At 75.4% G+C, this 14,195-nt stretch carries 14 protein-coding genes; 9 read left to right on the top strand and 5 right to left on the bottom strand.

The genetic code is table 11. From position 1 onward, the window contains the following. Nucleotides 1–42: 42 nt before the first annotated feature. The 6 genes from ACFXAM_RS06825 to ACFXAM_RS06850 all read left to right on the top strand — a co-directional run bounded on the left by ACFXAM_RS06825 (nt 43) and on the right by ACFXAM_RS06850 (nt 7,546). The gene (locus ACFXAM_RS06825) at nt 43–915 is read left to right on the top strand and encodes an STM4013/SEN3800 family hydrolase (RefSeq protein ID WP_380288212.1); all 873 of its coding nucleotides are present in this window, start codon (nt 43–45) and stop codon (nt 913–915) included. After that, nucleotides 912–2,327 (top strand): STM4012 family radical SAM protein, encoded by a 1,416-nt coding sequence (locus ACFXAM_RS06830; protein ID WP_380288137.1) that lies wholly within the window; start codon nt 912–914, stop codon nt 2,325–2,327. The genes ACFXAM_RS06825 and ACFXAM_RS06830 overlap by 4 nt, the downstream gene beginning before the upstream one ends. Nucleotides 2,328–2,338: 11 nt before the next feature. Then, nucleotides 2,339–3,271, top strand: coding sequence for an STM4011 family radical SAM protein (locus ACFXAM_RS06835; RefSeq protein WP_380288139.1), 933 nt, complete (start codon nt 2,339–2,341; stop codon nt 3,269–3,271). 65 nt (nt 3,272–3,336) lie between these two features. After that, on the top strand, nt 3,337–4,455 hold the full coding sequence (locus tag ACFXAM_RS06840; protein WP_380288141.1) for a DUF6183 family protein: 1,119 nt from the start codon (nt 3,337–3,339) through the stop codon (nt 4,453–4,455). 242 nt (nt 4,456–4,697) lie between these two features. Then, the gene (locus ACFXAM_RS06845) at nt 4,698–5,081 is read left to right on the top strand and encodes a VOC family protein (RefSeq protein WP_380288143.1); all 384 of its coding nucleotides are present in this window, start codon (nt 4,698–4,700) and stop codon (nt 5,079–5,081) included. A gap of 422 nt (nt 5,082–5,503) precedes the next feature. After that, nucleotides 5,504–7,546 carry a hypothetical protein gene (locus tag ACFXAM_RS06850; RefSeq protein ID WP_380288145.1) on the top strand — a complete coding sequence of 681 codons (2,043 nt, stop codon included), beginning with the start codon at nt 5,504–5,506 and terminating at the stop codon, nt 7,544–7,546. Nucleotides 7,547–7,667: 121 nt separating this feature from the next. On the opposite strand, the gene ACFXAM_RS06855 is transcribed toward ACFXAM_RS06850, so the two are convergent. Further along, nucleotides 7,668–8,168, bottom strand: a complete 501-nt coding sequence (locus tag ACFXAM_RS06855) for a MarR family winged helix-turn-helix transcriptional regulator (protein ID WP_380288147.1) — start codon at nt 8,166–8,168, stop codon at nt 7,668–7,670. A gap of 133 nt (nt 8,169–8,301) precedes the next feature. Here ACFXAM_RS06855 and ACFXAM_RS06860 point away from each other — a divergent pair, with 133 nt between their 5' ends. Next, a complete protein-coding gene (locus ACFXAM_RS06860) occupies nt 8,302–8,712 on the top strand; it encodes an organic hydroperoxide resistance protein (RefSeq protein WP_380288149.1) in 411 nt (136 codons plus the stop codon). A 103-nt stretch (nt 8,713–8,815) separates the two neighbouring features. Here ACFXAM_RS06860 and ACFXAM_RS06865 read toward each other — a convergent pair whose 3' ends face one another. Then, nucleotides 8,816–9,220 carry an SHOCT domain-containing protein gene (locus ACFXAM_RS06865; protein ID WP_380288151.1) on the bottom strand — a complete coding sequence of 135 codons (405 nt, stop codon included), beginning with the start codon at nt 9,218–9,220 and terminating at the stop codon, nt 8,816–8,818. A gap of 287 nt (nt 9,221–9,507) precedes the next feature. Here ACFXAM_RS06865 and ACFXAM_RS06870 point away from each other — a divergent pair, with 287 nt between their 5' ends. Then, nucleotides 9,508–9,879 (top strand): hypothetical protein, encoded by a 372-nt coding sequence (locus ACFXAM_RS06870; RefSeq protein WP_380288152.1) that lies wholly within the window; start codon nt 9,508–9,510, stop codon nt 9,877–9,879. Nucleotides 9,880–9,908: 29 nt separating this feature from the next. Here ACFXAM_RS06870 and ACFXAM_RS06875 read toward each other — a convergent pair whose 3' ends face one another. Together ACFXAM_RS06875 and ACFXAM_RS06880 are read right to left on the bottom strand one after the other, a co-directional pair. Next, nucleotides 9,909–10,592, bottom strand: coding sequence for a beta-glucanase (locus tag ACFXAM_RS06875; protein WP_380288154.1), 684 nt, complete (start codon nt 10,590–10,592; stop codon nt 9,909–9,911). 181 nt (nt 10,593–10,773) lie between these two features. Beyond that, nucleotides 10,774–11,526 carry a CBS domain-containing protein gene (locus ACFXAM_RS06880; RefSeq protein WP_380288156.1) on the bottom strand — a complete coding sequence of 251 codons (753 nt, stop codon included), beginning with the start codon at nt 11,524–11,526 and terminating at the stop codon, nt 10,774–10,776. 624 nt (nt 11,527–12,150) lie between these two features. Between ACFXAM_RS06880 and ACFXAM_RS06885 the strand changes: the two genes are divergently transcribed. Beyond that, entirely contained in the window at nt 12,151–13,683 is a 1,533-nt protein-coding gene (locus tag ACFXAM_RS06885; protein ID WP_380288158.1) for an SDR family oxidoreductase, read from the top strand. On the opposite strand, the gene ACFXAM_RS06890 is transcribed toward ACFXAM_RS06885, so the two are convergent. Further along, nucleotides 13,675–14,160, bottom strand: coding sequence for a MarR family winged helix-turn-helix transcriptional regulator (locus ACFXAM_RS06890; protein ID WP_380288160.1), 486 nt, complete (start codon nt 14,158–14,160; stop codon nt 13,675–13,677). The genes ACFXAM_RS06885 and ACFXAM_RS06890 overlap by 9 nt on opposite strands. Nucleotides 14,161–14,195: the final 35 nt, after the last annotated feature.

Consider the following 14,195-nt stretch of genomic DNA (forward strand, 5'->3'; position numbering starts at 1 on the left):
ACCCCCGCCCCGGCGCCCGCCGCCCCGGCCGGCTCCCCCGACATGAACGCCGTGATCGGCAGCCACGACCTGCTGCTCGTCACGCTCGACACCCTGCGCTTCGACGTCGCCGAGGAACTGGCCGCCGCCGGACGGATCCCCCACCTGGCCGCCCACCTGCCCGGTGGGCGGTGGGAGCGGCGGCACTCCCCCGGCAGCTTCACCTACGCCGCCCACCAGGCGATCCTGGCCGGCTTCCTGCCGACCCCGGCCTCGCCCGACGGGCCGCACCCGCGCCTGTTCGCCGCCCGGTTCGCCGGTTCGGAGAGCACCGCACCGCGCACCTGGGTGTTCGACGCCCCGGACCTGCCGGGCGCGCTCGCCTCCGTCGGCTACCGCACGGTCTGCATCGGCGGCGTCGGCTTCTTCAACAAGCAGGGCCCGCTGGGCTCGGTGCTGCCCGGGCTCTTCCAGGAGAGCCACTGGTCGCCGGAGATGGGCGTGCCCTCGCCGACCTCCTTCGAGGAGCAGGTCGCCCGGGCCGAGCAGGTCGCCGCCGAACAGCCCGCCGGCCGACCGCTCTTCCTCTTCGTCAACGTCTCGGCGCTGCACCAGCCGAACTGGTTCCACCTGCCCGGCGCGACCCGCGAGCACGGCGACAGCCGGGCCAGCCACGCCGCCGCCCTGGAGTACGTGGACGCCCACATCGGCCGGCTGTTCGCGGCGATGAGCGCCCGCCGGCCGTGCTTCGCCGTCGTCTGCTCGGACCACGGCACGGCCTACGGGGAGGACGGCTACACCGGCCACCGGATCGGCCACGAGGTGGTCTGGACGGTGCCGTACGCCCACTTCACGCTCCCCGCGAGCACCCCGCCGTCCGCCGCACCCGCCGCCGCACCCGCACCCGCCGCCACGCCCGCCGAGGAGTCCGCATGACCACCGCCCCGGCGCCCGCGCCCGCACCCGGATCCGCGTCCGTACAGCCGACCGACGACCCGCCGTACGCGCCCCCGTACCAGTCGTACGTCTACGCCTACCCCCACAAGACCGCGTACCGCGAGCTGCCGGACCGCCCGGCGCTGCGCGAGCTGTGGGCGGGCGAGCCGCAGCACGCGCTCTCGCTCTACCTGCACATCCCGTTCTGCGAGGTGCGCTGCGGCTTCTGCAACCTGTTCACCCGGATCGGCGGCCCGGACGGCCTGACCACGGCCTACCTGGACGCCCTCGAACGGCAGGCGGACGCCGTGCGGGCGGCGCTCGACGAGGGCGCCCGGTTCGCGCTCGCCGCGTTCGGCGGCGGCACCCCCACCTACCTCGGCGCGGCCGAGCTGGAGCGGCTCTGCGACATCGCCGAGCACCGGATGGGCGCCGACCTCCGGGCGGTCCCGCTGTCGGTCGAGGCCTCCCCCGCCACCGCCACCGCCGACCGGCTCGCGGTGCTCGCCGAGCGCGGCACCACCCGGCTGAGCCTGGGCGTGCAGTCCTTCGTCGACGCGGAGGCCCGCTCGGCGGTCCGCCCGCAGAAGCGCGCGGACGTCGAGGCCGCGCTGGACCGGATCCGTGCCGCCGGGTTCCCGGTCCTCAACATCGACCTCATCTACGGCATCGACGGCCAGACCGAGGCCAGTTGGCTGCACTCGCTGGATGCCGCGCTGGCCTGGCAGCCCGAGGAGCTGTACCTCTACCCGCTCTACGTGCGCCCGCTGACCGGACTCGCCCGGCGCGGGGAGGCGGAGGGCCCGGCCCAGTGGGACGCCCGCCGGCTCGCGCTCTACCGGAGCGGGCGCGACCACCTGCTCGCCCACGGCTACGAGCAGGTGTCGATGCGGATGTTCCGCCGGGCGGCCGCCCCGCAGGCCGGGGTGAGCGAGTACGCCTGCCAGACCGACGGCATGGTCGGTCTCGGCTGCGGCGCCCGTTCCTACACCTCCCGGCTGCACTACTCCTTCGACTACGCGGTGGACGCCACCGAGGTGCGCCGGATCATCGACGACTACGTGGCCACCGAGACGTTCGACCGTGCGGTGGTCGGCCGGGCGATGACCCCGGCCGAGGCGCGCCGGAGGCACCTCGTGCAGTCGCTGCTCCAGGCCGAGGGGGTGGCGCTCGCCGAGTACCGGGCCCGGTTCGGCAGCACGCCGGGCGAGGACTTCCCGGCCGAACTGGCGGCGTTCACGGCCCGCGGCTGGCTCGCGGACGGCACGAACGGCACGAACGGCACCGACGGCTCGGACGGTGCCGGGCGGCTGCGGCTGTCCCCCGAGGGGCTGGCGCACTCGGACGCCGTCGGGCCGATGCTGTTCTCGCCCGAGGTGCGCACGCTGATGGCCGAATACGAGGCGAAATGACCTTCCTCGGCATGCCCACCGCCGCACCGGCCGCCACCCACCGACCGGCCACCTACCGACCGACCGCCTCCGGCCCTCCGCCCGAGCGGCCCCTCGACCTCAGCATCCTCTACCGGGGCCCGCTGGCCTCCTGCGACTACGACTGCCCGTACTGCCCGTTCGCCAAGCGGCGCGACACCCCCGGGCAGCTGCGCGCCGACCGGGCCGCGCTGGAGCGGTTCACCGGCTGGGTGGCCGGCCGCGCCGGCACCGGCGACACCCTCTCGGTGCTGTTCACCCCCTGGGGCGAGGGGCTGGTGCGGTCCTGGTACCGGCGCGCCATGGTCGAGCTGAGCCGGCTGCCGCACGTCCGCCGGGTCGCCGTCCAGACCAACCTCAGCTGCCGCACCGGCTGGCTGGCCGAGGCGGACCTCGGCTCCCTGGCGCTCTGGGTCACCTACCACCCCGGCCAGGTCGGCCACGACCGCTTCCTCGCCAAGTGCCGCGAGCTCGACGTCCTGGGCGTGCGGTACAGCATCGGGGTGGTCGGGCAGCCCGAGCACCTGGCGGCGGCCCGGCGGCTGCGCACCGAGCTGTCCCCGGCGGTCTACCTCTGGATCAACGCCGCCGAGGGCCGCACCTACACCGACGCGGAGGCGGCCGACTGGACCGCCCTCGACCCGCACTTCGGCTTCAGCCGCCACGCCCACCCCAGCGCCGGCCGTCCGTGCCGCACCGGCGAGTCGGTGGTGTCGGTCGACGGCGACGGCACGGTCCGCCGCTGCCACTTCGTCCGCGAGGAACTCGGCAACCTCTACGACGGCTCCTACCGGCCCCGGCTCGGCCCGCGCCCCTGTCCCCTGCCGGTCTGCGACTGTCACATCGGCTACGTCCACCTGGAGACCCTGCCGCTGTACGACGTCTTCGCGGGCGGCGTCCTGGAGCGCGTACCCGGCGCCTGGTGACGGCAGAACCAGGGAAAGGGGCCGGGGAAAGGGGCCGGGGCGGCCGGACGCATAGGCTCTGGGCCATGGCTGACCAGATAGCGAAGATCGTCGCGGAGCTGCCGGGACTGAGGGACGTCACCGAGGTGGAGGCGGTGATCGACGACCGGGTCGCACAGGGGGACGCCGCCTTCGCCGCGGACCTCGGCATCGCCCTCGCCGGGACGTACGGCACCGGGCGGATGCCGCAGTACCGGTACGTCTTCGACCACCTGCTCCGGCTGCTGACCACCACCGCTCCCGGGCACGTCCCCCAGGCGGTGCGGCTGATCTCCTCGGACGAGGTCGCCGGCAGGAAGCCGGAGCCCTACACGGCCTCGTTGCTCGCCTCCAGCCACGGGGCGGCCGACCTGGCCGTGGCGTTCACCGGCCGGTCCTCGGAGGAGTTGCGGGCCTGCCTGGTCCAGGAGCTGGTCCTCAGGGGCGTGGTCGTCGAGGACACGCCGGGGATCGCGGGCTGGGTGACGTCGCCGCACTGGAGTCAGCACCCGCTGGGCCGGCTGCCCCTGACGCTGTCCGAGGTGGAGGCGCACGCGGATCTGCCGAGCTACTCCGTCCGCGGCAGCGGCCACTCGATGCCGTACGGGTCCTCGATGAACCGCGAACCGGCGGTGATCACCGACGTGCGTGTCCCCTCGGCCCAGGAGGCGACGACACCGGCCACTGCCGAGGCGATGGGCGCGGCCGTGGCGAACTGGGCCGAAGAGTCCAACGGGTGCATCGAGGCGCGCGTGTTCGACCTCGCCGAACCCCTGGACCCCGAGTCGGTCCCGACCGTGCTCCTGGCCCTGGGACTGGAGTGTCTGCACGGAGCGGGGAAGGAGGCCCCGCTGTCGGTGACCGTCCGGACGCCCGCCCAGGCATGGCGCGTGCTCTTCGCCGCGGCGTCGACGGGAGGGGCGTACAACCACGGCTCCTACGGCGCCTACGGCCGGCTGGCGGCCTGGCGGTCGCTGGCCTCGCTGGCCGGAAGCCCGGCGGGCGCCACCGTCGCCGAGGTCGAAGCACGGGCACTGGACTGCGTCTGGCGCGGCTTCGGCGCCGGCACGTGGTGGTTCGAGCAGGTGGCCTGGGACATCGGTCTGGCCGTGCTCGCCCCGGACCGTCGGCGCCTGGCCGTGCTCGCCGCGACCGATACCGACTGACACCGACCGGCACCGACCGACAGCGCCCGGCAGCGCCGAAAGCGACCGCCACCGCCCGGGACCGGCCGGCACCGGCCGCCGATCCCGCTCCGTGCGGCCCGCCCGGCGGCGGCGACGTCACCCCGGCGTGACGCCCCGTCGCCCGCCGGACACACCGGGCCATGCCCGGCGTCCGCCGGTCGTCCCGCATGGCCACCCCCGGCCGGACGTACCTAGGCTGGAGGGACAAGGAGGCGATCAGCATGCTTGGAGACGCACCCCTGGTGGCGATCATCCCTGCCGCAGACCTGGCCCGGGCGAAGACCTTCTACACCGACACCCTCGGCCTCAAGCTCACCGAGACCGGCCCGGAGGGTGACCTGACCTTCGAGTGCGGAGGCACCGAGTTCGGCATCTACGAGACTCCCAGCGGAGGCCAGGCCGCCCACACCCTGGCCAGTTTCAAGGTCCCGGACCTGGACGCCGAGATGGCCGCGCTGCGCGGCAGAGGCGTGGTGTTCGAGGACTACGACGTGCCCGGGCTGAAGACCGTCGACGGCGTCGCGGAGGCCGAGGGCATGCGCGCCGCCTGGTTCAAGGACAGCGAGGGCAACATCCTCTGCCTGAACGAGCGGGCCGCCGGCTGACGACCGCCCGCCGGCGACCGCCGGCTCCACCCTCCGAACGCCCGGCCGGGACGAACCCGGCCGGGCGTCGGCACGCCCGCGGCCGCCCGATCACCGGGCCCCGCCCCGGCCGCGGAAAGCGATTCCCCTCCACCGCGCATCACCGCCCCGGTCGAACGGGAATGTCCGCACACGGATCTCCCGGCGGAATGACCCCTTGATCGAATGTCCGGATTGCGGCGGTATTCCACGTCTTGGGCGCTCTGCATCGTTTGATGAGTGAGGGGCTTTTTGTCGGCCCACGCCCGACCCGTACCCCCGACGATCGGCGGGGGTCGCGAGCAGGGATTTGACGTCGGCCGATCACCTTGGGGATAGTCCGTTCCGGGCCGACGGGCGATACCACCGATCTCCTGCTCGGGGGCGAGGAGACCGGGGGGCGCATGCAACTTCCGAAAGCCGTGGGGGCGGTCCTGTCGGCCGCCCTGGCCGCGCCCCAGATGCACATCGGTGCCGCCCCGAGGGCACTCGTCGAACCGGCCGCAGCCGTCGCGCCCGCCGCAACGGGTGCCGAATCGTTCCTGCAGATCGTCGCGCACCAGGACGACGACATCCTCTTCATGAACCCGGACCTCAGCCGGCAGTACGCGGCGCCGTCCGTCACCGTCTACCTGACCGGCGGCGAGACGACGGGCACCCCGTTCCCCGGCCCGTGCGCCTACTCGGCGAGCCGGGACACCGGCGCCCGGGCCGCGCACGCGCGGCTGGCCGGCGTGAGCGAGCCCACCTGGAACACCGCCGCACTACGGCTGAGCAGCGGAAAGACCGTCCAGGTGGACACCCTGGACCAGGCGCCGCAGATCAAGCTGGTGTTCCTCCGGCTGCACGAGGGCGGCGATGCGAACTACCCCGCCGGCGGCAACCGGGCCACCCTGGACACCCTGTTCAACGAGGGCCCCGGCGGGCCGTCCCACCAGGCCACGCTGGGCAGCCTCCCGGCGGACGGGGCGTGCGACCCCGCGTACGCGAACCAGGACTACACCCACGACGAACTCGTCGCCACGCTCACCGAACTGATGGAGCGGTTCCGCCCGACCGTGCTGCGCGCCCAGGACCCGCGCGTGCCGTACGGGTACAGCCGGGACCCGCTCAATCCGGCCGATCACAATGATCACATCGCCGCCGCGCGATTCGCCGGAAAGGCCGCACTCGGATATCACGGACCGGACGGAAACGGCCGGGTGATGCTCCGGAACTACCGCGACTACAACGTCCGGATGGACCCGCCGAATCTCCCCGCGAGCACCGCGAAGGAGAAGAAGAAGACCTTTCTCGCCTATCTGGGCCCGAAGCGCCCCGCGAGTGGTGGCGGATGGTATTCCGGCGCCCACGATCCCCTGCCGGATCCGGACGAGGCGCATTTCTACGCGGACTTCCCGGCCCGTCAGTATCCGCGCTGGTCGAACGGAACCGCCTGGGCGGCGCAGGACGGCAGCGGCGCGCTGAACGCCTTCGCGGTGCTCGACAGCCGGGTGCAGGTCTGGCGCGAGTCCGAGCCGGGCGGCGCGTGGGGCGGGCCGGTGCCCGTCCCCGGCAGCGAGGGCCTCGCGTCCGGGCTCGGCGTGGTGCGGGACTCCGCAGGGCTGCTCCACCTGTTCGGCGTCCGGCTGGACGACGACCGGGTCGTCACCGTCGCCCAGACCGCCCCGGGCAGCTGGGGCGAGTGGACGGTGCTCGGCAACCCGGACCCCGCCACCCCGGGATTCGTCGGCAGTCCCGTCCCGGTCCTCGGCGGTGACGGGCGGCTGACCGTCTTCGTCCGCAACGCGGGCGGCGGCGTCAGCGCGCTGACCCGGCTGCCGGACGGCGGCTGGCCGGCCGACTGGGCCGACCTCGGCGGCACCCGGGTGCGGGACGGCCTGGCCGCCGTCCTCGCCGCCGACGGCCGGGTCGAGCTGTTCGCGCCGACCACGGACGGCATCGGGCACTGGCGGCAGTCGGTGCCCGGCGGCCCCTTCGCCCGGGACGCCGCCTTCCTCGGCCCGGCCCCGGCCGGGCCGGTGACCGCGGGCCGCACCGCCGACGGCCGGCTGGAGCTCTACTTCCACCAGGCCGGCACCGGACAGGTCGTCACCCGCTCCGTCCGGCCGAACGGTTCCTGGACCACCACGCCCGAGTCGATGGGCGGCCCGGCCGGCCTGGAGGGCGTGGCCTCGGTGACCGGAACCGACGGCCGGACGACCGTGGTCATCCGCAACGACGCCGGCGGGGTCAGCCTGGCGTCACGGCCGGCCGCCCAGCGGGGCTCGGGAACGCAGTGGTCCGACCTCGGCCGGCTGATCGTCGGCGCGCCGGCCGTGGCGCTCGACGCCGCCGGCCGCCGCGTCGTCCTGGCGCTCGGGCCGGATGCCGTCCTGCGCACCGCGCGGCAGGCCGATCCCGGAGCCGACAGCCCCTTCGGCCCCTGGCAGCAGGCCGGGGACTGAGCGACCGGCAGGCCGGGGACTGAACCACCGGCGGGCCGGGGCCGAGCGGTGACCGGCGGACCGCACGCCCGGGCGGCCGGGGGCCGGACCCGTCCGGCGACCCCCCGACCCCCGCGGCCGCTCAGCCCTCCGCGGCGAGCCCGGGCACGGCGGTGTCGAGCGCGAGGGTGACCTGGTCCAGCAGGCCGCGCAGCGCGGCCATCTCCTCGACGGGCAGACCGGTGGCAGCCAGCAGCCGGCGGGGCACCCGGCCGGCCCGCTCGCGCAGGGCGGAGCCCTCGCCGGTGAGGCTGACGGTGACCGAGCGCTCGTCCTCGGGGCTGCGCTCGCGGCGCACCAGACCGGCCGCCTCCAGCCGCTTGAGGAGCGGGGAAAGGGTGCCCGAGTCGAGCCGGAGGTGCTCGCCGATCCGCTTGACCGGCAGGTCGCCGTGCTCCCAGAGGACCAGCATGACCAGGTACTGCGGGTAGGTCAGGCCGAGGTCCTTCAGCAGCACCCGGTAGACGCTCCCGAAGGCGCGGGAGGCGGCGTTCAGCGAGAAGCAGATCTGCCGGTCCAGGCGGAGCAGATCGGCGTCGTCGGGCAGGTCGGGCAGCTCGGGCAGCTCGGTCGTGGCGCTCATGGCTCCATGGTAGCGACGCCGCACGCACCATTGAGTTGTGCGCAATTGAATTGCGTGCTCTACTTGTCCTCGGCAGGCGGCCCGCCGGACCGCCGCACCGAGACGTCGAACCGCAGGACGGAAGGGAACGGACATGGACGCGCTCTACACCGCAGTCGCCACCGCCAACGGCCGGGAGGGCCGGGCCGTCAGCTCCGACAGCCGGCTGGACCTCGCCCTGGCGATGCCCCCCGGCCTCGGCGGCAGCGGGGAGGGCACCAACCCGGAGCAGCTCTTCGCGGCCGGCTACGCCGCCTGTTTCGCCAGCGCGCTGGGCCTGGTCGGCCGACAGGCGAAGGTGGACACCGGCGACGTGTCGGTGACCGCCGAGGTGTCCATCGGCCGGGACGGCGAGGGCTTCGGCCTCGCCGTGGTGCTGCGGGTGGAGCTGCCCGACGCCCTCGCGGGCGAGACCGGCGAGCTGCTGGTCAAGAAGGCGCACGAGGTGTGCCCGTACTCCAACGCCACCCGGGGCAACATCCCGGTCGAGCTCGTCGTCGAGTAGGCGGAAGCCGCAAACGGGCGGTCGAGGGACGACTGGTCGACTTGTCGACCTTCGGGCGCCCGCCGGGGCCCCGTCGCGCAGGTGCGCGGCGGGGCCCCGGGCGTCAGCCGGCCGGCCTCTCGGGCGGCTGGGGCGGCGCGGGCGGAACCGGCGGTGGACCGCCACCGGGCCCACCGCCCGGCCCACCGCCCGGCCCGCCGTGAGCCTCCCGCAGGACCGCCAGGCGGTGCCGGTACTCCTCCGCGTCGATCTCACCGCGCGCGAACCGCTCCGCGAGGACCTGCTCGGGCACCGGCACCGGCGGCGCCCCGCCCACCGGCCCGGCCGGGCCCGACGGACCGGCGGCCCACGGGCCTCTGGACGGCGGCGCGGCCGACCGCGACTGCCGGACCAGGACCACCGCGACGGCCACCAGCGCCAGCAGCACCAGCAGCAGCCCCAGCGCCATCAGCCCGAGGCCCCACCCTCCGAACCCATGGCCGTAGCCATGGCCGTTCCAGTGCGTCATCACGACCTCCTCACCACCCCGGCGAGCAGGCAACGGCCGTGACGACCGGCCCGCACCGCGGCGATCGGCGCCCCACCACCATCGTGCGCCCGTGCCCGTCGGAGCGGCGTCAGGAAGCGAACCGCACCGGCAGCCGGCAGCCGGCAGCGCCGGGAAACCGGCGCCGCCGCGAAGCGGGCCGCGGCAGGGCACGCGGAACCCGCGAGCCTACGCCGCCCGACGCCCGCCGGGCCGGGAAACCCCCGGGCACCGGCCCCACCCGGACCGGGCCGGGTAGCGTTCGCCCCATGAACCACCACCCGCCGGCCGACGACCGCGAGCGCCTCGTCGCGGCCGGGGTACTGCTCCGCTACCAGGACCACCGCCCCCACCCCGCCCTCGGCCACTCCCCCATCGCCTACGTCTCCACGGCGCTCTGGTTCGAACTCACCGCACTGGCCATCGTGCCCGCCGCGGCGGCGGCGACCGCGCACGCGCTGCTGCGCTCCATCGCCGCCGACGCCCTGGACGCCGCGCTCGCGCCCGGCAACGAGTCCGCACCGCGCGACGACCTCTACGTCACGCACCCCGCCCACATCGGCCCGTACCGCCGGGTGGTCTGGTTCCAGCGCTCGGGGCCGCGCCGTCTGATCACCGCGATGTTCCCGCCCGAATCCTGATCACGGGCGCCGCACGAGCGAGCACCGCCTCACGGATGCCGCGGCGCCCCGGTGCCCGCGCCGCCGCGCTCGACCCGCAGGCTGTGGCAGGTCCAGCCGAGCCGGTCCGGCCCGAAGGCCGGCGGCCGGGCGTGGTAGGTGCCGTCCGAGACCGAGAGGTTGACGATCAGGTACGCGTGCCAGCCGCTGCCGACGCCGCGGCGGTCGGCGTGCACGAGGGTGTCGTCGACGAACCAGTCCACCGAGTGCGCGCCGAAGACGGTCCGCAGGCCGAAGGTGGCGCCGGGGGCTATGCCCGCGTCGGCCCCGTGCCAGTACCGGTAGCCGCCCCGGACGTGGTTGGAGATCTCCAGCAGGTCCGGGTTGTCGGGGTGGTACTCGAACACGTCGATCTCGTTGCCGCCGTCCCGCCACGTCCAGATCGCCGGCCAGGCGCCCACCTCGACGGGCAGGGTGACCCGTGCGCTGAGGGTGTCGCCGGTGCGGACCTGGAAGCCCTCCGGGCTGCCCTCGGTGGTGAGCAGGCTGCACGTCCACAGCTCGCCGCCCTGCCGCCGGGTCGCGGTGAACAGGCCGCCGGGGCAGTAGGCGCGGCCGAGGAAGTCGAGTTTGTGGTCACCCCGGTTGGTCGGCCCCATCCGCGGATAGGCGCTGCTGCGCCCCGCGACCCACTGGCTGGTCGATGTGAAGTCCGCGTCGAACACGACGGCCACGGCTGCCTCCCCGGTACCCGGCGGCGCGGCGGCCCGCTACCGCCGCACACGCCGAGTGAGATACCCGGTACGCAGCGCAATATTCGAAGCGGACGCTCCGAGTCCGGCCGGACACCCGGCCGAACGGCGCGGACGCCGACCCGACGCGCGGGAGCCGGCGCGGCGCGCGCGGCGCGCGGGATCAGCCGATCGGCGCGGGCGTGTCGTTCCCGCGCGCGTCGCCGTCGCGCGCATCACCTTCGCGTATGCCACCGTCGCGCGCGTCGCCGTCGCGCGCCTCCCCCGGTCCGATCGGGGAACCGCTCTCCGGGCCCAGGTCACCGAAGCTGTCGGCGCTCATCCGGTCGGTCACCGAGACGACGCCGTCCACCGAACGGCACAGGTTCAGCACGATCGGGACGAGATACGGCTCGGGCACGGTACCGCTGAGCACCACCCGCCCCTGGTCGACCTCGACGCCCACCTCGGCGGGGCTCACCCCCTCGATCCGGCCGAGCACCTCCTCCACGATCTCCCGGCGGATCACCCGGTCCTCCCGCAGGAAGACCCGCAGCAGGTCGCCCCGGCTGACCATGCCGAACACCCGGCCGTCCGGGTCCAGCACCGGCAGCCGCTTCACGCCGTGCCGGCTCATCATCCGGGCCGCCACGACCACACTGGCGTCCGGGGTGGTGCACACCACCGGGCCGGTCATCAGGTCCGCGGCGGTCACCGCGCCGCCCGGGCCGGTCCGGGGGAGCTCCGGCGGCGGCATGTGGCTCCCCTGGTCCTCCTGGGCGGCCAGGGTGAGCAGCAGGTCCGCCTCCGAGACGATGCCGAGCGGCCGGCCGTCGCCGTCCACCACCGGCACGGCGGTGATGTCGTACTCGGCCAGCAGCGCGACGATCTCCCGGAAGCCGGTCTGGGGGGCGACCTGGACCACGGGACTGGTCATCACTGATTCGACGGTGGCATGCCGCACGCCGGTTCACCTCGTCCGCAGGCGTGGTCCGACCGGACCCCTGTCGTCCGATCGGCTGTACCAGGAGCATCTCCCCCGGCCGGGCGCTCCGCCAGGGGCCAAGGGGCTGAACCGGCGGGACCAAGGGCCCCTCCGGCCCTACCCGTCGCCTACCCGCCACCCGGCCGCCGCCTCCCCCGGACAGCTCCGGACGGCACCGGACGGCATCGGGCCACCCCGCCCGCGCCCCACCGCACCCCGCCACCAGGCCGGACCGCGTTGCGCCGAACGGGCGACGCGCGGGCGGCCCCGTGCGGTGGGCCCGCGTGACGGCGGAGAGGCACCACCCGGCCCGCCCTCAGGAGGGCCGGACCGGCCGAGGCCCGACGACGCACGCCACGGCCACGTTGCCGCGCCGGGCGACGAACCCGCCGTTGCCGGGCCCGGACTCGGAGACCGTGGACGCGCTGCGCAGCCGCCGAGGGTCCGCCGCCGGTCCCCCGGCGGCCCGGACCGCCCTGGGCCGGACGGGCGAGTCCCCGGCCGCCCCGGTGCGGGCCGGCCGCGCTGCGGAGATCATCGTGGCGACCAGCCGCAGACCGCTGCCCGGGAGCCACCGTGACCGACCCCGCCCCCCTCGTCCCCGCCGGCCCGCTGCACTGCCTGGTCACCGGGGCCACCGGCTACATCGGCGGCCGGCTGGTGCCGGAGCTGCTGGACGCCGGGCACACCGTGCGGTGCCTGGTCCGCGACCCGGACCGGCTGCGGGACCACCCCTGGCGCGGGCGGGTCGAGGCCGTCGCCGGGGACGTCACCCGCCCGCAGAGCCTGGCCGGCGCGTTCGCCGGGATCGACGTCGCCTACTACCTCGTGCACGCGCTCGGCACCGGCCCCGGCTTCGAGGCCACCGACCGGGCCGCCGCCGAGGCCTTCGGGCGGGCGGCGGCCGCGGCCGGGGTGCGGCGGATCGTCTACCTGGGCGGACTCGCGCCCGCCGGGGTGCCGGCCGGCAAGCTCTCGCCGCACCTGCGCTCGCGGGTCGAGGTCGGGCGGGTGCTGCGGGCCGGCGGCGTGCCGACCGCCGAACTGCGGGCCGCGGTGATCATCGGCTCGGGCTCGGCCTCCTTCGAGATGCTCCGGTACCTCACCGAGCGCCTCCCGGTGATGGTGACCCCGCGCTGGGTGGACACCCGGATCCAGCCGATCGCCGTGCGGGACGTGCTGCGGCTGCTGGTCGGGGCCGCCGGGCTGCCGCCCGAGGTGAACCGCGCCTTCGACATCGGCGGGCCCCAGGTGCTGACCTACCGGCGGATGATGGAGCGCTACGCGGCGGTGGCCGGGCTGCCGCGCCGGCTGATCCTCGCCGTCCCCGTCCTCACCCCCCGGCTCTCCAGCCTCTGGGTCGGCCTGGTGACGCCGGTGCCGAGCTCGATCGCCCGGCCGCTGGTGGAGTCGCTGCGTCACGAGGTGGTCCGCGGCGAGCACGACCTCGACCGGTACCTGCCGCCGCCCCCGGGCGGCATGGTCGGCTTCGACGCGGCGGTCGGGCTCGCGCTGCGCCGGATCCGGGACGCGGACGTCGCCACCCGCTGGTCCTCCGCCTCGCTGCCCGGCGCCCCGAGCGACCCGCTGCCGACCGACCCGGACTGGGCCGGCGGAAGCCTCTACCAGGACGTCAGGGAGCTGCGGGTGGACGCCGCTCCGGCGGCGCTGTGGCGGGTCGTGGAGGGGATCGGCGGGGAGAACGGCTGGTACTCCTTCCCGCTCGGCTGGGCCGTGCGCGGCTGGGTCGACCGGCTGGTCGGCGGGGTGGGGCTGCGCCGGGGGCGGCGGGACCCGGCGCGGCTGCGGGTCGGCGAGTCGCTCGACTTCTGGCGGGTGGAGGAGATCGAACCGGGGCGGCTGCTGCGGTTGCGCGCGGAGATGCGGCTGCCGGGGCCGGCCTGGCTGGAGCTCACGGTCGCGCCGGACGGCGCGGGCGGCAGCCGCTACCGGCAGCGGGCGCTGTTCCACCCGCGCGGGCTGGCCGGGCACGCGTACTGGTGGGCGGTGGCGCCGTTCCACGCCGTGGTGTTCGGCGGGATGGCCCGGCGGATCACCGAGCAGGCCCTCCGCGAGCCCCGGGACGGGCCGGCGGGCGGCTCAGCGTGAGTGGCGCAGCTCCTCCAGCTCGCCGGTCATCCGGCCGAGGAAACGGGCCACGGCGGCGAGCTCACCGGGCGTGAACTCGGCGCGGACCGCCTCGGTGCGGCGGGCGACCGGGGCGAACCACTCGGCCGCCATCCGGCCGGCGCCGGGAAGGTAGTGCACCAGGACCAGCCGGCGGTCCGCCGCGTCACGGGTGCGGCGGATGTGCCCGGCCCGCTCCAGGCGGTCCAGCACCGCGGTGACGGCGCCCGAGGAGAGGTTGAGCTCCTCGCCGAGCCGCCCGGGGGTGATGCCCGGGGACGCCGCGGTGGGGTCCCCGGCCCGCATGATCGCGAGCAGGGCCTGCACGTCGGTGGTGTGCAGGCCGCTGGCGGCGGCGAAACCGTGGCCGAGCAGGTTCATCTCGGAGGCGAGGTCCTGCAGCAGCCGGCCGAGCTCCGGTGTGCCGTGCGAGCTCTGCTGCTCCCCCTGCTCCGCCAAGGCGTGTTCTCCGGTTGCGTACGACGTCGGGCCGA

This window comes from Kitasatospora sp. NPDC059462, from assembly GCF_042749955.1.
GTDB lineage: Bacteria > Actinomycetota > Actinomycetes > Streptomycetales > Streptomycetaceae > Kitasatospora.

Bases quoted from the DNA above. Each gene is read 5' to 3' on its own strand.
- ACFXAM_RS06825 (WP_380288212.1), top strand. From the start codon at position 43: ATGAACGCCGTGATCGGCAGCCACGACCTGCTGCTCGTCACGCTCGAC.
- ACFXAM_RS06830 (WP_380288137.1), top strand. From the start codon at position 912: ATGACCACCGCCCCGGCGCCCGCGCCCGCACCCGGATCCGCGTCCGTA.
- ACFXAM_RS06835 (WP_380288139.1), top strand. From the start codon at position 2,339: ATGCCCACCGCCGCACCGGCCGCCACCCACCGACCGGCCACCTACCGA.
- ACFXAM_RS06840 (WP_380288141.1), top strand. From the start codon at position 3,337: ATGGCTGACCAGATAGCGAAGATCGTCGCGGAGCTGCCGGGACTGAGG.
- ACFXAM_RS06845 (WP_380288143.1), top strand. From the start codon at position 4,698: ATGCTTGGAGACGCACCCCTGGTGGCGATCATCCCTGCCGCAGACCTG.
- ACFXAM_RS06850 (WP_380288145.1), top strand. From the start codon at position 5,504: ATGCAACTTCCGAAAGCCGTGGGGGCGGTCCTGTCGGCCGCCCTGGCC.
- ACFXAM_RS06855 (WP_380288147.1), bottom strand. From the start codon at position 8,168: ATGAGCGCCACGACCGAGCTGCCCGAGCTGCCCGACCTGCCCGACGAC.
- ACFXAM_RS06860 (WP_380288149.1), top strand. From the start codon at position 8,302: ATGGACGCGCTCTACACCGCAGTCGCCACCGCCAACGGCCGGGAGGGC.
- ACFXAM_RS06865 (WP_380288151.1), bottom strand. From the start codon at position 9,220: ATGACGCACTGGAACGGCCATGGCTACGGCCATGGGTTCGGAGGGTGG.
- ACFXAM_RS06870 (WP_380288152.1), top strand. From the start codon at position 9,508: ATGAACCACCACCCGCCGGCCGACGACCGCGAGCGCCTCGTCGCGGCC.
- ACFXAM_RS06880 (WP_380288156.1), bottom strand. From the start codon at position 11,526: ATGACCAGTCCCGTGGTCCAGGTCGCCCCCCAGACCGGCTTCCGGGAG.